A 21,276-nucleotide genomic window follows, 5' to 3' on the forward strand; every position below is an offset into this window, starting at 1 on the left:
AACGACATGGACAATTCCAACGACAAAGCCCGAGAGCCCGCCGCAGCGCCCGCCGCCCTGCCGACAGCCCCGGACACCGCCACGCCGTCCGCCGTCACCGCCATGCCCTGGCAGGGCTGGCGCCAGGCCACCCCGGCACGCATCGCCCTCGGCCGTGCCGGCGTGGCCATTCCCACCGACGAGGCGCTGCGCTTCGGTTGGGCGCACGCCATGGCGCGCGACGCCATCCATGCGCCGCTGGATGCCGAGGCCCTGGCCGACGCGCTGCGCAACGCAGGCCACGCGGTGCTGCAGGCCCGCAGCCGCGCCGACGACCGCGCCACCTATCTGCGCCGCCCCGACCTGGGCCGCCAGCTGCACCCCGAAGACGCCCTGGCGCTGCAGACGCAGGCCGCGCAGGCCGCAGGCCCGAAGCCCACGCTGTGCGTGGTGGTGGGGGACGGGCTTTCGTCGCTGGCCGTGCAGCGCCACGCCGTGCCGCTGCTGCAGGCGCTGGCGCCACTGCTGCCGGCCGATGCCACCGTGGCACCGGTCGTGATCGTGCGACAGGCCCGCGTGGCAGTGGCCGACGAAGTGGGCGAGCTGCTGGGCGCGAGCCTCTGCGCCATGCTGATCGGCGAGCGGCCAGGCCTGAGTTCCCCCGACAGCCTGGGCATCTACCTCACCCACGCGCCCCGGCGCGGGCGCAGCGATGCCGAGCGCAACTGCATCTCCAACGTGCGCGCCGAAGGCCTGAGCTACGCCAGCGCAGCCTTCAAGCTGGCCTGGCTGATGCGGCAGGCCCAGCGGCTGGGAGCGACTGGCGTCGCACTCAAGGACGACAGCGATGCGGAATGGGCCCTGGCGCAGGCACGGCCCGGGGAGGGACTGCTTCGCGGGGACGGTGGCGGTTCACGCTGACAGTGCGGGGTGCGCGGGGCGGCTCAGGACTGCGCCCGGGCCACTACCCGTGTGCATTCCGGTTCAGCCGATTCCTCGCGCCGGCGTCCGGAACGCTGGGCGCGCTACCTGGCCGCATCGGCGCAGGCGATCGGCCCCCCAGCGGTCGCCCGCGAGAGGGGTCCAGGTCGCCGTTGAAGCGCTTGAAGTGGCCGATGTCCCCCATCAGCAGCGCCCAGTCGACCACGAGGGACGCTGCTAAGGCGACAAACGACAGCGTGGGACCGTGAAGCAATGAGTCCATGACTGCCGCCGTGGCCCCAGGGTCAATCCGGGGCACCGCAGAGCATGTCCAGTCCAGCGAGGACTGCATCCAGGGCCGCCAAGCGGCCTCGGAGCCTTGCAGCCTTGCTATTGCGGCAGCGCAGGGCGCGACGCAGCGCTGTCCACCTGTGCCGGCGCAGGCCCGGAAGTCGTCTGCTGCGGCCCGGCCGACAGGCGGAAAAACTCCACCGCCTTGGCCAGCCGCGCGGCCTGGTCGCGCAGGCTCTGGGCCGCGGCGGCCGACTCCTCGACCAGCGCGGCGTTCTGCTGGGTCATCTGGTCGAGCTGATTGATCGAGCCATTCACCTGGCCGATGCCGCTCGCCTGCTCCGCCGTGGCAGCGGAGATCTCCCCAACGATGTCGCCCACGCGGCGCACCGACCCGAGGATCTCCTCCATGGTGCTGCCGGCGGCCTGCACGCGCGTCGCTCCGGCCTCGGCCTGCTGGACCGAGGCACCGATCAGCGCCTTGATCTCGCGCGCGGCCTCGGCCGAGCGGCCTGCCAGCGCCCGCACTTCACTCGCCACCACCGCAAAGCCTCGCCCCTGCTCACCCGCACGCGCGGCTTCCACGGCCGCGTTCAGCGCCAGGATATTGGTCTGGAAAGCGATGGAGTCGATCACCCCGATGATGTCGCCGATCTTGCGGCTGGAGTCCTGGATGCCGCCCATGGTGGCCACCACCTCACCCACCACCTGCCCGCCGCGCTCGGCCACCTGGCCCGCCGAATGGGCCAGCTGGTGCGCCGTGCGCGCCGCATCGGCCGACTGCCTCACCGTGGCGGCAAACTGTTCCATGCTCTGCGCCGTGCCGGCCAGGCTCGCCGCAGCGGACTCGGTGCGGCCCGAGAGATCCTGGTTGCCGGTGGCGATCTCGGCACTGGCATTGGTGATGCCGTCCACCGCAGTGCGCACCTGCTGCAGCATCTGCACGTAGCGCTGGCGCAGCCCTTCGACCTCGCGGATGAGCGTGCCCATCTCATCCTGCCGCTGCGTATTGAAGGCCTGCGTCAGGTCCCCCTGGGCCACCGTGGTGACGGCCTGCGTCAGCTCGCGCAGCGGCTGGCTGATGCCACGTCGCAGCACCAGGAAGAGACCCACGCCCAGCACCACCAGCGCACCGCCCATGACGGCCCACACCACCCGGAGCGCGCTGCGCTGGCCGGCCAGCGCCTCGTCATCCGAGACCTCAGCCACCACCCACCAGCCGGATTGCGTCTTGCTGCGCACGGACCAGGGGTGCGCGCCCTGCTCGGGCAACAGCGCCGGTGCGGGCTCGATGAACCGCTGGTCCTGCAGCGCTTGCAGATAGGCCCGCGCCTGCGGAAAGGCTTGCAGCACCTTCTTGCCGCTCTCCTTCGGGTGAGCGACGAAGACCGCCTCGTCCGGCGACGAGCGAGGATCGATCACGAAACCGCCTCCGTGCTCAAAGAAGTGCAGGGCCGCGATCTGCTTCTGGATCTGTTCGCGGAAGATGGTCAGGTCGGCGCCCACGAACAGCAGGCCGACGATCTGGCCGGACGCGTCAAGGCGCGGTTCGTAACTCGCCATATAGGGCCGCCCGAAGAGCGTGGTGCGACCGATGTAGGACTCGCCCTTGATCACCTTCGCGTAGGCGGGGCTCGCGCGATCCAGCACCGTTCCCACGGCGCGCGCGCCTCGCTCGTCCTGCAGGGACGTGGTGATGCGCACGAAATCGTCGCCCTTGCGTGCAAACACGGTCGCGACGCCGCCGGTCATCCGCGCGAAGTTGTCCACCAGATCGTTGGAGCCATTGAGCAGCGTTCCGTCGCTGCGCAGTTCACCGCTGGCGGCATCCAACTGCATGACTTTCGAGAAGTTGGACCCGAACGAGCTTGCGTTGCTGCGCACCATTCCCACGTTGGCCTGGTACATGGCGTCGAGCGAAGCGCTCACGGCATCAATGCCATTGCTGACCCCTTCGACCGCCTGGCTGCGGGCCGTGCGAGTGGTGATATCCGCCAGGCCAGGCTGACCGCCAACAGCACGACGGACAGGAGGGCAATGGCCATCAGCGTGATGCGACGCGCCACGGAACCGCGCGATGCGCCGGTATGCATGGGGCCGGGGGTTTTACGGCTCATAGTTTTCATACTCCAAAAGGACAGGCGCTCAATCATGCTATTGAATTGTGTTTTTTGTAATTACTTGTTTGCGGATGCAGGGGCGTGTCGAGCGCCCCGCAACCGTTATCGGTTGAAAGCGCCAAAAAGAGAGGGGTGAATGGGGGGCTCGATGCCACCCCCTGGCGTCAGCGCGTCCTATGTGCTTCACCATCGAGCGCAAAGCCCGGCACAGCGAGCCACGGTAGCCGCACGGGCACGGCAGCGCAGTTCGGACGAATGCGGTGCGCAGCGGGCGGCCCGCGGGCCGCTCATCCCCGCCGTCAGTCGTGTTCGAAGTGAAACACCGCCGTGCCGGCCAGTGCATTGGGCAGGCGGCGCACCTCCCGACCGTTCTGCAGGCCGAAGGCGTCGAGGATGCGCAGGCGGTTGCGTGTGGCCAGCACCTCGAAATCCTTGAACGTGCCCACACGGATGTTGGGCGTGTCGTACCACTGGTAGGGCAGGCGCCGGGTGACGGGCATCCGCCCGCGCAGCACCGACAGCCGGTTGGGCCAGTGCGCGAAGTTGGGGAAGGCGACGATGCCGCTCTTGCCGACGCGCGCGGTCTCGCGCAGCATGACCTCGGCATTGCGCAGATGCTGCAGGGTGTCGATCTGCAGTACCACGTCGAAGGCGTTGTCGCCGAACATGGCCAGACCCTCTTCGAGGTTCAGCTGCACGACGTTGACGCCACGCCGCACGCAGGCCAGCACGTTGGCGTCGTCGATCTCCACGCCGTAGCCCGTGCAGCCGCGCTCGCGCTGCAAATAGGCCAGCAAGGCGCCGTCGCCGCAGCCCAGGTCGAGCACCCGCGCTCCGTGCGGCACCCGGCGGGCAATGGCGTCCATGGTGGTGCGTTCGCTCATGCGCCCAGCTCCTCGGCAATGCGGTTGAAATAGGCGCCGATGACGCCGTGGTAGCGGGCGTCGTCCAGCAGGAAGGCATCGTGGCCATGGGGCGCGTCGATCTCGGCGTAACTCACGTCGCGGCGGTTGTCGAGCAGACCCTTGACGATCTCACGGCTGCGCGCGGGCGAGAAGCGCCAGTCGGTGGTGAAGCTGACCAGCAGGAAGCGCGCCGTGGCACGGGCCAGCGCCAGCGTGAGGTTGCCGCCATGCGCCAGCGCCGGGTCGAAGTAGTCGAGCGCGCGAGTGATGAGCAGGTAGGTGTTGGCGTCGAAGTAGTCGCTGAACTTGTCGCCCTGGTAGCGCAGGTAGCTCTCTATCTGGAACTCGATGTCCTGCGTGCTGTAGCGCGGCGCCAGCCCTTCGCGCAGCTGGCGGCCGAACTTCTCGTTCATCACGTCGTCCGACAGGTAGGTGATGTGCCCGATCATGCGGGCGATGCGCAGGCCGCGCTTGGGCACGACGCCGTGGCGGTAGAAGTGGCCGCCGTGGAAGTCCGGGTCGGTCACGATGGCGCGGCGCGCCACCTCGTTGAAGGCGATGTTCTCGGCCGTGAGGTTGGGGGCGCTGGCCACCACCACGGCATGGCGCACGCGGTCGGGGTACTGCAGCGTCCACGAGAGCGCCTGCATGCCGCCTAAGCTGCCGCCCAGCACGGCCGCCAGCTGGCCGATGCCCAGGCGGTCGAGCAACAGGGCCTGGGCGTTCACCCAATCCTCCACCGTGACCACGGGAAAGTCTGCGCCATAGACCTCCCCCGTATCGGGGTTGAGGTGCATCGGCCCCGTGGAGCCGAAGCACGAGCCCAGGTTGTTGATGCCGATGACAAAGAAACGGTTGGTGTCGAGCGGCTTGCCCGGACCGATCATGTTGTCCCACCAACCCTCACTGCGAGACTGCCCTTCATAGACACCCGCCACGTGGTGAGAGGCGTTGAGCGCATGGCAGACCAGCACGGCGTTGGAGCCGTCCGCATTGAGATGGCCATAGGTCTCGTAGGCCAGCGTGTAGCCGCGCAATGAGCCGCCGCCCTTCAGGGGCAGCGCTTCGGGAAAGCTCAGGAACTGGGGCGTGGCGATGAAGGACATGAAAAAACCCGGCATCGCTAAAAACGAGGCCGGGTCGGTGGGTGCCACTTCGCGGACGGGTCTTTAGCTGAATTTATAAAGCGCCCGCAAGCTGTAGCAAATCGGCGCGTGCGAAGACTATACCAAAGCCCTCGCACCGTCCCAGCGTCAGCCCATGGGGTGCAGCAGCGCCAGCAAGCCCAGCACCAGGAAGATCACCGCAGAGACGACATGCACGGCACGAATGGGCACGCGCCGCGTGATGCGCTCGCCCAGCCAGACCACCGGCGCGTTGGCCAGCATCATGCCCAGCGTGGTGCCGGCCACCACGGCGAAATAGGCGCTGTACTGCGCGGCCAGCATCACCGTCGCCACCTGGGTCTTGTCACCCATCTCGGCCAGGAAGAACGCCACGACCGTGGTGCCGAAGACGCCCCAGCGCGGAGTGGCGGCCGCATCGTCCTCGTCGAGCTTGTCGGGAATCAGCATCCACACCGCCATGGCGATGAACGACAGGCCCAGCCCCCAGCGCAGCACGTTCGGTCCCACCACGGTGGTCACCCACGCGCCGACGGCACCGGCCAGCGCATGGTTGGCGAGGGTGGAGACGAAGATGCCCAGCACGATCGGCCAGGGCTTGCGGAACCGTGCAGCGAGAACCAGCGAGAGGAGTTGGGTTTTATCGCCCATCTCGGCGAGGGCGACGATGGCGGTGGAGACAAAGAAGGCTTCCATGGGGCGGGGGTCGTTATCCGGCCGGAGATACGACAGACGACATTGACTGCGCCCCGTCTCCGGCCTATGGAACGGTGCGCAGTCAATGGTCTCGCCCAGCATGTCGTGCCGTGAGCGCCCCGCACAGCCTGAACAAAGGCTGGCACAGGGCCGCGCTCAACCGCCGCAGGCACCATAGACCGAGAAGGTCCAAGTTTGTTGATGCATGCTCCCTGGGCACCGCAAGGCGCCGAAGGCGGGCTACTCCCCAAAGACTGGCGCGATTGTAGCCAAGACATTGCGTTCATTCGGGTAAACACGCACGCAAAGTGTTGCGGGAGCGCTGAATGTTTGCCACCGCCGGCGAAACTATGGTTAATAATGGTTCCTGCCTTTCTGCCTTGCAGGAATGCAAGCTGCGGTGTTTGGTCGGTTTCGCGTCTTTGAAGTCGTCACAGGTTTGTTGATTGCGTAAGGCTCATCGCGTTTTCATGGTTTTTTGTAGGAGTCCTTCATGGGCAACAAACTTTACGTGGGCAACCTGCCCTATTCCTTCCGCGATAGCGACCTCGAGCAAACCTTCAGCCAATTCGGCGCAGTGAACAGCGCCAAGGTCATGATGGAACGCGACACCGGCCGTTCGAAGGGCTTCGGCTTTGTCGAAATGGGCAGCGACGCAGAAGCCCAGGCTGCCATCCAGGCCGTGCACGGCCAAAACTTCGGCGGCCGTGACCTCGTGGTCAACGAAGCCCGTCCGATGGAACCCCGTCCCCCCCGCAGCGGTGGCTTCGGCGGCGGCAATGGCGGTGGCGGCTACGGCGGTGGCCGCAGCGGCGGCTTCGGCGGCGGCAACGGTGGTGGCGGCTACGGCGGCGGCAATGGCGGCGGTTACGGCGGTGGCCGCAACAGCTACTAAGCACGCGCTTGCCGTGCCGGAATGCGCTTTTGCAGCGCTCCGCACAATCTGAAAAAAGGCCCTCTCGAGGGCCTTTTTTCATGGGCTTTTCACATCACATCCCAGCATTTCAAGCCGAAGAAAAAAGGCCTTGCTTTTTCCACGTTCTTGTGGCGCATAATGTTTCGCGCGGTGCTGCCGCGCCGAGGTCTGCGGTGATCCTTTCATTTCGCGCATAGGGCGTCTCTCGTGATTAACTGGCTGCGTTTCCGGGACTCCATCGCTTTATCAATGTGTTTTTGAGGAGTCCCTCAATGGGCAACAAACTGTACGTCGGCAATCTGCCGTACTCCGTGCGTGATGGCGACCTTGAACAGGCCTTCAGCCAGTTCGGCTCGGTCACCAGCGCCAAGGTCATGATGGAGCGCGACACGGGCCGCTCCAAGGGCTTTGGCTTTGTCGAGATGGGCAGCGAGGACGAAGCACAGGCCGCCATCCACGGCATGAACGGCCAGCCCCTCGGCGGCCGCAGCATCGTGGTAAACGAGGCCCGCCCCATGGAAGCGCGCCCCCCGCGCAGCGGCGGATTTGGCGGCGGTGGTGGTGGCGGATTTGGAGGCGGTGGCCGCAGCGGTGGCGGTGGTTACGGCGGTGGCGGAGGCGGCTACGGTGGTAGCCGTGAAGGCGGTGGCGGCGGTGGATTCGGCGGCGGCGGCCGGGGTGACGGCGGTTTCCGCAGCCCCTACGGCTCCGGCTCGCGCAACGGCGGCGGCCGCAGCGGCGGTGGCGGTGGCTACGGCGGTGGCAACGGCGGCGGTTACTGATCGACCGCCTCCCATAGCAGACGCCACCAGTGCGCCTGGCCCACAAAAAAGGCTCCCTCGGGAGCCTTTTTGCTTTTCAGCACCTGCGTGCGTTACCTGCCACAGTCCCGCCCTTCGCCCTGGCGGTGCTTGCGCGGGCGGCCGGCGAGCACCCGGTCGAAAAGGGCGTTGGGCAGCAGGCGCAGGAGCTTGGCGACGACGCCCATCTGCCAGGGAATGACACGGTAGCTGGCCCCCGCCCGGATCGCATCGAACGCGCGGGCGGCGAAGTCTTCCGGCTGCATCAGGAACGGCATGGCGTAGCGGTTCTGCCGGGTGAGCGGCGTGTCGATGTAGCCCGGGCAGAGGGTGACCACCTTCACGCCCGATGGGCGCAGTTCGCCACGCAGGCTTTCGCAGTAGCTGATGACCGCAGCCTTGCTGGAGCAATAAGCCCCGTGCCCGGGCAGTCCGCGGATGCCGGCCACGCTGCCGATGCCAACGAGCGCGCCGCTGCCGCGCTGCGCCATGCCGGCGATGAACGGCTGGAAGGTGGCCGCCATGCCGAGGTTGTTGGTGGCGAAGGTCCGCGCCATCACGTCCAGATCGCCGCGCAGCGCCGTGTCCATGCCGACGCTGATGCCGGCGTTGGCGATGACTACGTCCGGCAGACCCTGGGCCTGAAGGCAGGCGGCGCCGGCGGCAGCGATGCTGTCGGGCACGGACACGTCTGCACTATAAATTTGATAGCCATCAGCGCTGATTCCATGTGCGCTAGCCCAGGATTCGATCTCTGACGTGCGACGCGCGACCAAGGCCAGCCGCCAGCCGGCCTGGTGAAAGCGCCAGGCCAGCGCCTGGCCGATGCCGCTGGAGGCGCCGGTGATGAAGACCAGGGAGCTGGAGGGCGCCATGCGATCGTTTCCGTGAAAGGGGGCCGGCGTGGTCAGCGCCCGGCGGGCGCGGGCTGGAAGGTGCCGCGCACCCGGCCGCGCAGCTGCAAGATCTGGTCGAGGTTGTCGTAGTCCAGATTGTCGGCCGTGAATACATCGTCGCCGCGCTTGAGCGTGACGGGCAGATCGGACTTCACGCGCTCGGAATTGACCCAAGCCTGCAGGAATTCGCCCCGGAACTCCAGGCGCGGGAGAGCGTCTCGGCCGCTGCGGGGCAGCGACTCCCGGATGACGATCGCATTGCCAAAGAGCTGGACCTCCGAGCCGTCGGCATTCGACAACGCCCTGTTGGCCGAGGCGGTGGTCACGCGGCCCTCAGGCGTGCTCGCGTGCAGGCGCATGCGGTCCACCTCCAGCGTGTCGGTGTCTACGTAGTGGCGGGCCATGTCGCCCCGCATCTCGCTGGCCAGGCGACCCGTGGCGTCGAAGCTCTTGACCGAGAGGTCACGCATGAAATAGTCCACCTCGTGTGCGGGCGCGCGGGTCGGCTCCGCCTGGGGTGGCTTGGGCGCGTTGCGCACCAGCCACCAGGTGCCCAGCGCCAGCACGAACATCAGCGCCACGGGCAGGTAGATGGAGAGCCGGTCCCAGCCCAGCCGCACGCGTTGCAGCAGCAGCAGCACGCCGCTCATGCGTAGTCCGCCAGCAGCGCGGCGTAGCGGCCGCTGGCGACCAGCAGCAGATCGCAGAATTCCCGCGCGGCGCCGGCGCCGGCCGCTGCCGTGGTGACGTGGTGCGCCACGGCACGGGCCTCGATATGGCCGCCGGCAGGCGCACAGGCCAGCGCAGCGCGGCGCATCACGGGCAGGTCGGGCCAGTCGTCGCCCATGGCGGCGGCCTGGCTCCAGTCCAGGCCCAGCTCGGCCAGGATGGCTTCGGCAGCGGGGCGCTTGTCTTCGGTGCCAAAACGGGCGTGCTCCACGCCCAGCGCCTTCAGGCGCAGGCGCAGAGCGGGCGCGTCACGGCCGGTGATGACGGCCGGCACGATGCCGGCGCGCTGGAGCAGTTTGATGCCGTGGCCATCCAGGGTGTTGAAGCGCTTGAGGGTCTCGCCCGACTCGGAGAAGTAGAGGCCACCGTCGGTCAGCACGCCATCGACATCGAAGAACGCCACGCGCACGCCCTGCGCCTGGAGCAGCAGCTCGGGCGGGTGCTGAAGAGCCGGGCGCAGAGGAGGCAGGTCGGGGGCCGAAAAGGCCATGCGGTCGTCGGCCATCAGATCACCTTGGCGCGCATGAGGTCGCCGATATGCACCACGCCGACCAGCACGCCGGCCGTGTCGGTGACGAGCACGCTGGTGATGCCGTGGCGCTCCATGGCAGCGGCCGCGTCCACGGCCAACGCATCGGCGGCGATGGTGCGCGGGCCGGCATGCATGACTTCGCCGGCGGTGGCGGTGCGCAGATCGGCACCGGCCTCGATGCGGCGGCGCAGGTCGCCGTCGGTGAAGATGCCCAGCAGGCGGCCACCCCCATCGACGATGGCGGAGGCCCCCAAGCGCTTGGCACTCATCTCGCGCATGAGTTCACTGAAGGTGGCCTCGGGACCCACGCGGGGCACTTCATCGCCCGCGCGCATGACGTCGCTCACATGGGTCAGCAGCTTGCGGCCCAGCGCGCCGCCGGGGTGGGACCGGGCAAAGTCCTCGGGCCGGAAGCCGCGCGCATCGAGCAGCGCCACGGCCAGCGCATCACCCATGGCGAGCTGCGCGGTGGTGCTGGTGGTGGGTGCCAGGTTGAGCGGGCAGGCCTCACGCTCGACACCGCAATCCAGCACCGTGTCGGCATGGCGCGCCAGAGTGGAATGCAGCCCTCCGGTCATGGCGACGAGCGGCACGCCCAGGCGCTTGAGCACGGGCAGCAGCACGGTGAGTTCGTTGCTCTCGCCACTGTTGGAAATGCCCAGCACCAGATCGCCCTGGGTGACCATGCCCAGGTCGCCGTGGCTGGCCTCGGCCGGGTGCACGAAGAAGGCGGGCGTGCCGGTGGATGCGAGCGTGGCGGCGATCTTGCGGCCCACGTGGCCGCTCTTGCCCATGCCCATGACGACGATGCGGCCGGGGGTGCCCAGCATGCGGCGCACGGCCTCGACGAAGGGCTCGCCCAACCGCGCAGCGAGGCTACCCAGCGCGGCGGCCTCGATGGCGAAGGTCTCGCGGGCCAGGCGCAGGACCTCGGCAGCGTCGAAGGGTGGCAGAGCAGCGGAAGCAGATGACATGGCGAGCGATTCTATCGACCGGCCCCGGCCGGCGTACACGGACGGGTCATAGCCCCGCCGGCACGTGGCGGCGGCGTCCGACGGGCGGGGCCCGGCTGCTACCGGGCGGCACTGGCGCTCGGCTAGCATCGGAAGATGTCATCGCTTGCGCTCACTCTGCTCTACCTGCTGGCCGCCGTGCTGGGCGTGGTGGCCTGCCGCAGCCTGAAGCTGCCGCCCATGCTGGGCTACCTGGCGGCGGGCATCCTGATCGGGCCGCATGCGCTGGCCCTGGCGCAGGACTCGGCGGTCGTGAAGCACCTGGGCGAATTCGGCGTGGTGTTCCTCATGTTCGCCATCGGGCTCGAATTCAGCCTGCCCAAGCTGCGCGCCATGCGCCGCTACGTGTTCGGCCTGGGTCTGCTGCAGGTCGCGGGCACCATGGCGGCGGCCATGGTGGGCATGCTGCTGCTGGCGCGCTGGGCGGGCGGCGTGTGGGACGTGGGCTGGCAGACCGCGCTGGCGCTGTCGGGCACGCTGGCCATGAGCAGCACGGCGATCGTCGTCAAGCTGATGGCCGAGCGCGCCGAGCTGGAGAGCGAGCACGGGCGGCGGGTGCTGGGCATCCTGCTGTTCCAGGATCTGGCCGTGGTGCCGCTGCTGGTGCTGATTCCGGCGCTGGGCTCGTCGCCCGAGCGGCTGATGGTGGAAATGGGACTGGCGCTACTCAAGGCCACCGTGCTGGTGGGCGTGCTGCTGGCCGGAGGCCAGCGCGTGATGCGCTGGTGGCTCACGCTGGTGGCGCGGCGCAAGAGCGACGAGCTGTTCATGCTGAACCTGCTGCTCATCACGCTGGGGCTGGCCTGGATGACCGATCTGGCGGGACTCTCGCTGGCGCTGGGCGCCTTCATCGCGGGCGTGCTGGTGTCCGAGACCGAATACCGCCACCAGGTGGGCACGGACATCCGCCCGTTCCACGACGTGCTCCTGGGCCTGTTCTTCATCACCGTGGGGATGATGCTGGACTGGCACATCCTGCTGGATCGCTGGGCCCTGGTGCTGCTGCTGCTGGCCGTTCCCATGCTGCTGAAGATGGGCATCATCCTGCTGCTGGCACGCAGCATGGGCAGCACCACCGGCGTGTCGCTGCGCACCGGGCTCTACCTGGCGCAGGCCGGCGAATTCGGCTTTGTGCTGCTATCGCTCACGCAGAAGCACGGCTTGGTAGCTCCCGCGCTGATGAACCCCATTCTCGCGGCGATGGTGCTGTCGATGCTGTCCACGCCCTTTCTCATCCTCTACAGCAACCGCATCGTGATGAAGCTGGTGGCCAGCGACTGGCTGCAGCAGTCGCTGCAGATGACGACCATCGCGCGCAAGGCCATCAACACCGACCGGCACGTGCTGATCTGCGGCTACGGCCGCTGCGGGCAGAACCTGGCGCGCATGCTGCAGCTCGAAGGCATTCCCTACCTGGCACTGGACCTGGACCCCGACCGCGTGCGGCAGGCCGCAGCCGGCGGCGATTCGGTGGTGTACGGCGACGCCACGCGGCTGCAGGCGCTGGTGGCCGCCGGCCTGGCACGCGCCAGCGCCGTGGCCGTCACCTACCTGGACCTGCCCGCCACGCTGAAGGTGCTGGCCCACACCAGCAGCCACGCGCCGCATGTGCCGGTGGTGGTGCGCACGCAGGACGATCAGTACCTGGACCGCCTGCAGGCCGCCGGCGCCACCGAAGTGGTGCCCGAAGCCATCGAAGGCTCGCTGATGCTGGCCAGCCATGCGCTGGCGCTGGTGGGCGTGCCCATGCGGCGCGTGCTGCGCAGCGTGCAGGAGCAGCGCGATGCGCGCTACCACCTGCTGCGCGGCTATTTCCACGGCGCCGATGACGACACGGCATCGGAGCGCGACCAGGAGCGGCTGACCTCCATCACCCTGCCTCCCGATGCTGCATCGCTCGGCCAGGCACTGGGTCAGCTGGCACTGCACGCCGTGGGTGCGCAGGTGGTCAGCCTGCGGCACGGCAACGGCCAGATGTCTGCTGCCAGTGACGAGGCCCTGCTGGCCGAGGGCGACACCCTGGTGATCTCGGGCCACCCCACGGCCTTGGCCCTGGCCGAGGACCGGCTGCTGCGCGGCTGAGGTGCCCCCTCCTCCCTACGCAGCCAGCAGCTGCTCGGCCGGCGCTGGCCGACCGAACAGATAGCCCTGGAAGCGGCGGCAGCCGTTGCGCAGCAGGAACTCGCGCTGGCCCTCCGTCTCCACGCCCTCGGCCACCACGTCCAGCCCCAGGCTGTTCGCCAGCGCGACGATGGTGCAGGCGATGGCGGCGTCGTTGGGGTCGGTGAGCACGTCGCGCACGAAGCTCTGGTCGATCTTGAGCTGGTCCAGCGGCAGGCGCTTGAGATAGGCCAGCGATGAGTAACCCGTGCCGAAGTCGTCCAGCGAAAAACCCACGCCCTGGGTGCGCAGCTCCTGCATCTTGGCGATGGCATCCTCCACGTCGTGCAGCAGCAGGCTCTCGGTCAGCTCGATCTTCAGGCGCCGGGGGCTGGCGCCACTTTCCTGCAGGGCGACCGCCACCTGCTGCACGAAGTCCGGATGGCGGAATTCGTGTGCGCTGACGTTGACCGACACGGTCCACTCCGCGGTCTCCGGCCGCTGCGACCACGCGGCCAGCTGCAGGCAGGCGGTGCGCAGCATCAGCTGGCCCAGGGGCATGATGAGCCCAGTCTGTTCGGCCACCTGAATGAATTCGTAGGGCGGCACCATGCCGCGCTGCGGATGGCGCCAGCGCACCAGTGCCTCGGCGCCCAGCACGCGGCCGTCGGCATCGACCACGGGCTGGTAGTGGGGCAGGAACTCCGCCCGCTGCAGCCCGAGCCGGATATCCGCCTCCAGCGCCGAGCGCGCGTTGGCGGTGGCCTGCATCTGCGGGTCGAAAAAGCACAGCGTATTGCGGCCCTGCGCCTTGGCCTGGTACATGGCCAGGTCGGCGCGCTTGAGCAGGTCGTGCGTGGTTTCCTCGCGGCCGTGGAACAGCGCGGTGCCGACGCTGGCCGTGTTGTGGATCTCGCGCCCATCCAGCAGATAGGGCTGGTTCAACCGGCCCAGCAGCTTCTGGCCGATGGCGCGAACCTCGATGACCGCCTTGGCCTCGTTGTCCGGCAGGCCGGCAAGCACCACCACGAACTCGTCGCCGCCCAGGCGGGCCACGGTGTCGCTGGCACGCACGCTGCCGGACAGCCGCAGGGCCGCCTGCTGCAGCAGTTGGTCGCCCCATTCGTGGCCCAGCGTGTCATTGATGCCCTTGAAGTTGTCCAGGTCCAGGAACAGCAGTGCGCCGTATTGACCCGTTCGCACGCCTGTGGCCAGGACACGCTCCATGCGATCCATCAGCAGGCGCCGGTTGGGCAGCCCGGTGAGCTCGTCGAAGAAAGCCAGTCGCTCGATCTCCGCTTCGGCGCGCTTGCGGTCGGAAACATTGCGGCCCACACCCCGGTAGCCGAGGAAGCTGCCATCGGCACTGTAGAACGGCTCGCCGCTGACCCATACCCAGAGGGTCGATCCATCCGGCATGCCATATTGGACTTCCAGGTCATGGAAGACCTCGCGGGCCAGCAACCGGGCCCGATACGCCTGCCAGCTTTCCTCCGACATGCCGAAGTCCGGCAGCTGCCATGGGGTCTTGCCCATGAGGTCGGTCGCTTCCAGCCCGGTGAGCAGGCGGTTCGCACCCTCCACGCGCACGAAGCGAAAGTCGGAGTCCACCTCCCAGTACCAGTCGGAAGACAGCTGCGTCAGGCTGCGCCAGCGCGCCTCGCTGGAGCGCAGGGCTTCCTGGGTGGCGATGAAATCAGTGACGTCGGTGAAACTGCGCACGCGCCCGCCGTCGGGCAAGTGGCGCGTTCGAACCTCGACATGGCGGCCCGTGTGCGTGCGGCGCACATAACTGGCGGGCGTCTGCAGCGGCAGGCCCTGGGCCGCATATTCGCGGCGCATGTAGTCTCTGCCGCGGTCGTCCACATACTCGAAATCGGAGCCGAAATCGCCGCGCGCAGCCTGGTAGCGCACGACCTCCTCGACCTTGGGTTGGCGGGACATGAAGTCCTCGGTCATCTCCAGCAGCTCGAGGTAGCGGCGATTGAAGACGCAGATGCGTCCCTCGGCATTGACGTTGGTGATGCCCTGGTCCATGAAGTCGAGCGTGCTTTCCAGCACCTGGGTCTTTTCCACCAGCAGTGCCGTGGTGCGCGCCAGCTGCGCTTCAACGCTCAGGCGCGCGGCCTGGGCACGCTGCGCCATTGCCATCTGCACCAGGGTACTCAGCACAGGCTGCAGGGCACGCGGCAGCTCGGCGGCGTAGCCGCTCGTGCGCCCGGCCAGCAGCAGCAGCAGGACCGGCTCGTCGCCCCCCCACAGGGCCTGGGCGCAGCAGGTGCCCGTCACCGACCGGCCGTCGGGCCAGTCCTCGGATGGACACGCCGAAGCCCCCGGGTTGTGGACGACCAGGGAACGGCTGACCAGCGCACGAGCCAGCACTCCGGCCGATCCGCTGCCGGCCGGGCAGGCGGGCGCCAGCACCGTCCATTCCTCGCCCATATCAGGCGCAGCACGTCCGTCCGGCCATTGGCCTGCCTGGGCCAGCAGGCGCAGGTCGCGACGGGCATGCGCAGCGGCGTCCGCCTCGCCGGACGAGCGCACGCAGGCCAGAAAGCCGCATGGGCTGGAGGTATGGGTCAGAAGCTCCTGCAGCAGCACCGTGAAGGCGGCGCACGCCTGGCCGTCGATGAACAGCGACTGCGCGCGGGACATGGCGTTCAGCAGCCGGTGCTGGCGCGCCTGGAGGGTCTGGCACGCTTCGCGCGTCAGCAAGGTGCAGGATTGCTCCAGCACCTCCTCGATCTGCGCAGGCAGCGACAGCAGGTAGGCATGCTCCTCATCGCGCACGATGAAGTCGCGAAAGCCGTGCCGCAGCGCTCTGGCGGCGCGGGCCGCTCCGTTTTCGGGCACGGCCAGGATCACGGGAATCTCTTGCGCCACCTCCAGCACGTCGAAGGCGCTGCCATCGACGAGCTGCTCTGCCGCCACGATGACGTCGATGCCGCCGGCCGCCAGCCGCTGCAAGGCGTCAGCCACCGTGAGTGCAACATCCACCCGCCAGCCCAGCCATGCGTCGGCGAGGGCACGCACCAGGCCCTGAGAATGGGAAGAGTCGCCATCGACGAGCAGTACCGAGACAGGCATGGATTGCCGAGCTTTCATGCAGGGAGAAAAAGGGCCATGCAGCGCCCAGGCAGCGTTACAAGCTGCCCTGAGCAGTCATTATGCGATGGGCAATGGGCCTGTTTACACTGGCGGCCCGCCTGCCGTCCATCAACCAGTCCTCTTTGCCCCCCCTGAGCCTTTCGCCATGCAGCAATTCAGCGTCAACCACTACCTGCGCCAGCACATCCGCACGGTGCCCGACTGGCCGGCGCCGGGCGTGCAGTTCCGCGACATCACCCCGCTGCTGCAGGACCCGAAAGTCTTCCGCGTGCTGATAGACGCATTCGTGCATCGCTACATGGACCGCGCCCTGCGGCCTGACGTGGTGGCCGGCCTGGATGCGCGGGGCTTCATCCTCGGCGCCGTGGTGGCCTACGAGCTGAACGTGGGCTTCGTGCCCATCCGCAAGAAGGGCAAGCTCCCCTTCACCACCGTCGAGGAAACCTACGAGCTGGAATACGGCAGCGCCACCGTCGAGCTGCATGCCGACGCCGTCAAGGCTGGCGACCGGGTGCTGCTGATCGACGACCTGATCGCCACCGGCGGCACGATGATGGCTGGCAAGAACCTGCTGGAGAAGCTGGGCGCCACCGTGACTGAAGGCGCCGCCATCGTGGACCTGCCCGAGCTGGGAGGCTCGCGTCGCCTGACCGATGCCGGCCTGCCGCTTTTCACGCTGGTGGACTTCGCCGGCCACTGACGTGGCCGGGCCCGCTGGAGCTCGGCCCCAGGCTCAGAGATCGCCGAACTGCGTCTTGCTGAGATGGTCCGACCACGGCGGCGACGCCTGAGGGCTCGACGCCCGGGTATCTTCGAAGCCCGTGCGTTGCGCGGCACCGCGCTCCTGCAGCGGCCCGATGCGGACTTTCCCCCGCGGCGGCTGCGGCGCCTGCGCGGTGGGCGCAGCGGGGGACTGCTTTGCCGCGCCGTCGCCCACGCTACCGGGGGCCCCGGCCTGCAGCGCCTGCTTGAACGCTTCCACCTCGTCGGCGCCGATGGGCTCGAAGCCGCCCGCGACAGCGACAGCGCCCGCCGGCACCGGCGGCCCATCCTGGGCCGGTCGGGCCGGGTCAGGAGTGGCAGCGGGCGCCCGCGCAGCGGACCGTACTGCCGCAGCTTGCACGGCGCGGGCCCCCAGCGCAGCGGAGGGCACGCCTGCGCCGATCTGGTCGTTGATGCGCCAATAGACCGCGGTCACGCCGATCGCAAAGCGTGTGTGGGCCGTCTGCACGATCAGCGCCTCGATCGCGCTCAGGCGCACGGTCTCTCCGCCGTATTCGCGGCCGAGATCGACCATCACCATGAACTGCTGACCGCGCTGGTCCAGCGACAGCACCTTGAACTTGTAGCCGGCGGACAGCACGGAGGCCCGCATCATGGCCTCGCGCACCACCGTGTAGAGCAGTTCACGGCGCTGCGTGCGTTCGCTGCGCTGCGTGGCGGCCGGTTCGGGTGAACGCGCGTGGCCCTGCGCCTGATGGGTGCCGGCGCGATGCGGTTTGCGCGCGCCGATCAACCAGCGGAAAAAAGACATGCCTTACCTTCGCGATGCCCGGAGGAATCGATTCAACGGGAGGGGGGTGGCCCTGCGTGGCTCCTGAGGAGAGGCAAGATTCCGACGAGGGGCTGTGCTGCCGCAGCGCCCGGGCCTGGGGCCGACGCTGAACAAGAGGCATCCGCGACAACGTACCCGCGAATCCGCGCAGGCACAAGCAGCGTTCCGTCCTTTTACAACTTTGACTGAATGGTAAGCGGCGCAAGAGGCGGGTCGCGCGCTGTCCGGCCCTCGCGGCACCCGCCCGCTCGCGCGGCTCACTTGCCGATACAAAAGCTGGAGAAGATCACGCCCAGCAGGTCGTCGGAGGTGAATTCGCCGGTAATGGCGTTGAGCGCGTTCTGCGCCAGGCGCAGCTCCTCGGCCAGCAGGTCGAGCGCCGGGCCGGCCGCGTGCAGTTGCGCTGCCGCTTCCATCAAATGGCCGTCCACCGCTTGCAGAGCAGCGATGTGGCGGGCGCGGGCGATGTAGAGGCCTTCGGGCGCGGCCTGCCAGCCGGCGACCTCCAGCAGCAGCCGGCGCAGCGCGTCCAGCCCCTCGCCCGTGCGGGCCGAGAGGCGCACGGCCGGGTGGCCGCGCTCGCCGCCCTGGCAGGCCGCAGGCAGTGCTGCAGCCGCGCCCGCAGCATGCGCCACGCGGTCGATCTTGTTCCACACGTCGATGACCGGCACGCTGCCCGGCAGCTTCTGGGCGATGGTGCCGGCGATCAGCGCGTCGGCCGCCGCGTACTCGGGCGTTTCGGCGCGGCTCAGGTCGTGCAGGAAGAGCACCGCGTCGGCGGCGGCGATCTCGTCCCAGGCGCGGGCGATGCCGATCTTCTCCACCTCGTCGTCGCTCTCGCGCAGGCCGGCGGTGTCGATCACGTGCAGCGGCACGCCTTCGATCTGGATGGTCTGCTGCACCTTGTCGCGCGTGGTGCCGGCGATCGGCGTGACGATGGCCAGCTCCGCCCCCGCCAGCGCGTTGAGCAGCGAGCTCTTGCCCGCATTGGGCTGGCCCGCGATCACGACCTTGATGCCCTCGCGCAGCAGCGCGCCCTGGCTGGCGCGGCGCATCACGCCGGCCAGGGTCTGCTGCAGATTCGATAGCTGCCCGTGAGCGTCGGCCTTGCGCAGGAAGTCGATTTCCTCTTCGGGAAAGTCCAGCGTGGCCTCGACCAGCATGCGCAGGTGCACGAGCGCATCGCGCAGCGCGTGGATCTCCTGCGAGAAGGCGCCGGCCAGCGAGCGGCTGGCGCTGCGGGCGGCGGCCTCGGTGCTGGCGTCGATCAGGTCGGCGATGGCCTCGGCCTGGGCCAGGTCGATCTTGTCGTTGAGAAACGCGCGCTCGGTGAATTCGCCGGGCTGGGCCAGGCGCAGGCCGGCCAGCACCGGGCGGCCGCTGGCGGCGTCCGGCGCGGCGGCGGCTTCGAGGCAGCGGGCCAGCAGCAGCTGCAGCACCACGGGGCCGCCGTGCGCCTGCAGCTCCAGCACGTCTTCGCCGGTGTAGCTGTGCGGCGCGGGAAAGTAGAGCGCCAGGCCCTGGTCGATGGGCTGGCCCGCCGCGTCGCGGAAGGGCAGATAGGTGGCCTCGCGCGGCTTCAAGGCCTTGCCGCACAGGGCCCGCATCAGCGGGCCCAGCCCGGGCCCGGAGACCCGCACGATGCCCACGGCGCCACGCCCCGGCGCGGTGGCGATGGCGGCGATGGGTTCGTTGTGGCGGGGCAGCATGGGGCGGTGGAAGGGCAGTGGGCGGCGCGGCGGGCCGAAGGCGGAACGGAGCGCGGATGATAGCCCCGGCCCCGCAGAAGCGGCCCCCGCCGCTGGCTCGGGGCGCCCAGAGGAGACCTTTGTGTCATCAAAAAAGAGAGCTGCCTGCGCAAGTCACCCGGGCTTTTACGATGCATTTCGCATCGCAATGCCCAGAGTGCCTTGGCAGGCAGCTATTGTTTCAGGAGCACTCCAGGCCTTCGCGGACCTGGCCGCCGCTGCTTAGTTGATGGTCGTCCAGGTCGGCATCGGGCGGTCGTCCGCGCGGTGCGGCGTCTCTACGCCCTTGCGCATGGCCCACGGGCGGATCTGGTGGTGCAGCGGCAGGTAGTAGTACTCGTCCTTGACGCGCTGCAGCGCCTCGTTGACGAGCGCGTCACGCTTGGGCGCATCCATCTCCACCTTGATCTGGTTGATCGTGCTGTCGAGCTTGGGATCGCTGATGCGCCCACCGTTGTAGACGCCTGCTGCCGTCTTGCCGTCCTTGGTGGACACCAGCGAGTCCAGCGTGTAGAGGGCATCGAAGGTCGCCACGCCCCAGCCGAAGAGGTAGGCGCTGACGTCGTTGTTCATCACACGGCTGACGAACTGCGACATGGGCGCGGTCTGCAGCGTGGTCTTGACGCCGATGCGCGTCCACATCGCCGTAACGGCTTGGCAGATGGCCTCGTCGTTCACATAGCGGTCATTCGGGCAGTCGAGCTTGAGCGCAAAACCTTGCGGATAGCCGGCGTCGGCCAGCAGCTTCTTGGCGGCTTCCACGTCGTATTTGGAGGCGCGCTCGTCGAGCTGCTTGGTCCAGCCATGGACCATCGGCGCGACCATGACGCCCGCGGGCACCGACAGGTTGCGCATGGTGCGGCTGTGGATGCCGGCCGAATCGATGGCCTGGTAGAGCGCCTGGCGCACGCGCTTGTCCTTGAGCGGGTTCTTGCCCGGGGTCCCCGCGCCGGGTAACTCGTCGCGGAACTGGTCCAGGCCCAGGTAGATGGTGCGGTTCTCGGCGCCTTCGACCAGCTTGAGGTCGGGACTGGCCTTCATGCGGGCCAAATCCTGCGGCGGCGGATCGACCACGAAGTCCACCTGGCCGGAAATGAGCGCCGCCGTGCGCGTGGCGGCCGACTTGATGGGCGTGAACACCACTTCATCGACGTTGCCGGCAGGCTTGTCCCACCAGTTCGGGTTCTTCTTGAGCGTGAGCTTCACGTCGGGCTGCCAACCCACCAGCATGAAGGGGCCGGTGCCGTTGGCGTTGCGCGAGGCGAAGTTCTCTTCCTTGCTCGCATAGTCCTGCGCCTTGGCCGAGTTGTTCTTCTCGGCCCAGGCCTTGTTCATGATGCGCGCCTCGGTCAGCTCGCGCAGCAGCACGGGGTTGGGGCCCTTGAGGATCAGATCGACGGTGAAGTCATCGACCTTCTTGACCTCCTTGACGCTCTGTACCGAGGAGATCATGTTCGACGGGGGCGTCATCACGCGGGTGATGGAGAACACCACGTCATCGGCCGTGAAGGGCGCGCCATCGTGGAATTTGACGCCGCGGCGCAATTCGAAGCGCACCTGCGTGGGCGAGATCTGCGTCCACTTGGTGGCCAGCGCCGGCTGGATCTGGTAGTTCTTGTCGTAGCGCACCAGGCTTTCGTAGATCTGCTGCAGAAATGCATGCGTCGTCTGATGGTTCTGGGCGTGCGGATCGACGGTGAGGATGTCGTTGGCGCCGGCCCAGCGCAGGGGGGCTGCCTGGGCGGCCCCCACGGCCATGCAGGCGGCCAGGGCCACTACGCCCAGGGAGAGGTTCAAACGCAGCTTCATCAATCAGGCCTCCAAAAAAGGATACGAAAGGATT

18 protein-coding genes are annotated in these 21,276 nt (G+C 68.3%); 5 read left to right on the forward strand and 13 right to left on the reverse strand.

Features of this window, described 5'->3' with window-relative positions; all coding sequences use genetic code 11:
* Positions 1–6: 6 nt before the first annotated feature.
* Positions 7–900: an ethanolamine ammonia-lyase subunit EutC gene (gene eutC / locus AC3A84_RS12315; protein ID WP_487969918.1), complete on the forward strand. Its 894-nt coding sequence runs from the start codon at positions 7–9 to the stop codon at positions 898–900.
* Positions 901–1,290: 390 nt separating this feature from the next.
* Here the strand turns inward: eutC and AC3A84_RS12320 are convergent, their stop codons facing one another.
* The 4 genes from AC3A84_RS12320 to AC3A84_RS12335 all read right to left on the reverse strand — a co-directional run bounded on the left by AC3A84_RS12320 (position 1,291) and on the right by AC3A84_RS12335 (position 6,036).
* Entirely contained in the window at positions 1,291–3,120 is a 1,830-nt protein-coding gene (locus AC3A84_RS12320) for a methyl-accepting chemotaxis protein (RefSeq protein WP_487969920.1), read from the reverse strand.
* Between the two features lie 490 nt (positions 3,121–3,610).
* Positions 3,611–4,195 (reverse strand): methionine biosynthesis protein MetW, encoded by a 585-nt coding sequence (gene metW / locus AC3A84_RS12325; RefSeq protein WP_487969921.1) that lies wholly within the window; start codon positions 4,193–4,195, stop codon positions 3,611–3,613.
* A complete protein-coding gene (gene metX / locus AC3A84_RS12330) occupies positions 4,192–5,322 on the reverse strand; it encodes a homoserine O-succinyltransferase MetX (protein WP_487969922.1) in 1,131 nt (376 codons plus the stop codon). Before metX ends, metW begins: the two co-directional genes overlap by 4 nt.
* 147 nt (positions 5,323–5,469) lie before the next feature.
* Positions 5,470–6,036, reverse strand: a complete 567-nt coding sequence (locus tag AC3A84_RS12335; RefSeq protein ID WP_487969923.1) for a TMEM165/GDT1 family protein — start codon at positions 6,034–6,036, stop codon at positions 5,470–5,472.
* A 493-nt stretch (positions 6,037–6,529) separates the two neighbouring features.
* Between AC3A84_RS12335 and rbp (AC3A84_RS12340) the strand changes: the two genes are divergently transcribed.
* Positions 6,530–6,931 carry an RNA-binding regulator gene (rbp, locus tag AC3A84_RS12340; protein ID WP_487969924.1) on the forward strand — a complete coding sequence of 134 codons (402 nt, stop codon included), beginning with the start codon at positions 6,530–6,532 and terminating at the stop codon, positions 6,929–6,931.
* Positions 6,932–7,009: 78 nt separating this feature from the next.
* On the opposite strand, the gene AC3A84_RS12345 is transcribed toward rbp (AC3A84_RS12340), so the two are convergent.
* On the reverse strand, positions 7,010–7,147 hold the full coding sequence (locus AC3A84_RS12345; RefSeq protein ID WP_487969926.1) for a hypothetical protein: 138 nt from the start codon (positions 7,145–7,147) through the stop codon (positions 7,010–7,012).
* Between the two features lie 77 nt (positions 7,148–7,224).
* Here AC3A84_RS12345 and rbp (AC3A84_RS12350) point away from each other — a divergent pair, with 77 nt between their 5' ends.
* Positions 7,225–7,734 (forward strand): RNA-binding regulator, encoded by a 510-nt coding sequence (gene rbp, locus AC3A84_RS12350; RefSeq protein WP_487969927.1) that lies wholly within the window; start codon positions 7,225–7,227, stop codon positions 7,732–7,734.
* Between the two features lie 92 nt (positions 7,735–7,826).
* On the opposite strand, the gene AC3A84_RS12355 is transcribed toward rbp (AC3A84_RS12350), so the two are convergent.
* Genes AC3A84_RS12355 through AC3A84_RS12370 form a run of 4 tightly spaced genes read right to left on the reverse strand, consistent with a single transcriptional unit; the run spans position 7,827 to position 10,883 of the window.
* A complete protein-coding gene (locus tag AC3A84_RS12355; RefSeq protein ID WP_487969929.1) occupies positions 7,827–8,627 on the reverse strand; it encodes an SDR family oxidoreductase in 801 nt (266 codons plus the stop codon).
* 32 nt (positions 8,628–8,659) lie between these two features.
* A complete protein-coding gene (lptC, locus tag AC3A84_RS12360) occupies positions 8,660–9,298 on the reverse strand; it encodes an LPS export ABC transporter periplasmic protein LptC (protein ID WP_487969931.1) in 639 nt (212 codons plus the stop codon).
* On the reverse strand, positions 9,295–9,882 hold the full coding sequence (locus tag AC3A84_RS12365; RefSeq protein ID WP_487969933.1) for a KdsC family phosphatase: 588 nt from the start codon (positions 9,880–9,882) through the stop codon (positions 9,295–9,297). The genes lptC and AC3A84_RS12365 overlap by 4 nt, the downstream gene beginning before the upstream one ends.
* Complete coding sequence (locus AC3A84_RS12370; protein ID WP_487969935.1) at positions 9,882–10,883, reverse strand: KpsF/GutQ family sugar-phosphate isomerase; 1,002 nt, start codon at positions 10,881–10,883, stop codon at positions 9,882–9,884. The genes AC3A84_RS12365 and AC3A84_RS12370 overlap by 1 nt, the downstream gene beginning before the upstream one ends.
* Positions 10,884–11,018: 135 nt before the next feature.
* Between AC3A84_RS12370 and AC3A84_RS12375 the strand changes: the two genes are divergently transcribed.
* Positions 11,019–13,004, forward strand: a complete 1,986-nt coding sequence (locus AC3A84_RS12375) for a monovalent cation:proton antiporter family protein (protein WP_487969936.1) — start codon at positions 11,019–11,021, stop codon at positions 13,002–13,004.
* 15 nt (positions 13,005–13,019) lie between these two features.
* Here the strand turns inward: AC3A84_RS12375 and AC3A84_RS12380 are convergent, their stop codons facing one another.
* Positions 13,020–16,109, reverse strand: coding sequence for a putative bifunctional diguanylate cyclase/phosphodiesterase (locus AC3A84_RS12380; protein ID WP_487969937.1), 3,090 nt, complete (start codon positions 16,107–16,109; stop codon positions 13,020–13,022).
* A gap of 166 nt (positions 16,110–16,275) precedes the next feature.
* On the opposite strand from AC3A84_RS12380, the gene AC3A84_RS12385 reads away from it, so the two are divergent.
* Positions 16,276–16,830 (forward strand): adenine phosphoribosyltransferase, encoded by a 555-nt coding sequence (locus AC3A84_RS12385; protein WP_487969938.1) that lies wholly within the window; start codon positions 16,276–16,278, stop codon positions 16,828–16,830.
* A gap of 33 nt (positions 16,831–16,863) precedes the next feature.
* Here the strand turns inward: AC3A84_RS12385 and AC3A84_RS12390 are convergent, their stop codons facing one another.
* The 3 genes from AC3A84_RS12390 to AC3A84_RS12400 form a co-directional block, all read right to left on the reverse strand.
* On the reverse strand, positions 16,864–17,664 hold the full coding sequence (locus tag AC3A84_RS12390) for a hypothetical protein (RefSeq protein WP_487969940.1): 801 nt from the start codon (positions 17,662–17,664) through the stop codon (positions 16,864–16,866).
* Positions 17,665–17,942: 278 nt separating this feature from the next.
* A complete protein-coding gene (mnmE, locus tag AC3A84_RS12395) occupies positions 17,943–19,394 on the reverse strand; it encodes a tRNA uridine-5-carboxymethylaminomethyl(34) synthesis GTPase MnmE (protein WP_487969942.1) in 1,452 nt (483 codons plus the stop codon).
* A gap of 261 nt (positions 19,395–19,655) precedes the next feature.
* Positions 19,656–21,242 (reverse strand): ABC transporter substrate-binding protein, encoded by a 1,587-nt coding sequence (locus tag AC3A84_RS12400; RefSeq protein WP_487969943.1) that lies wholly within the window; start codon positions 21,240–21,242, stop codon positions 19,656–19,658.
* Between the last annotated feature and the right edge of the window lie 34 nt (positions 21,243–21,276).

Source organism: Paracidovorax sp. (genome assembly GCF_057642795.1).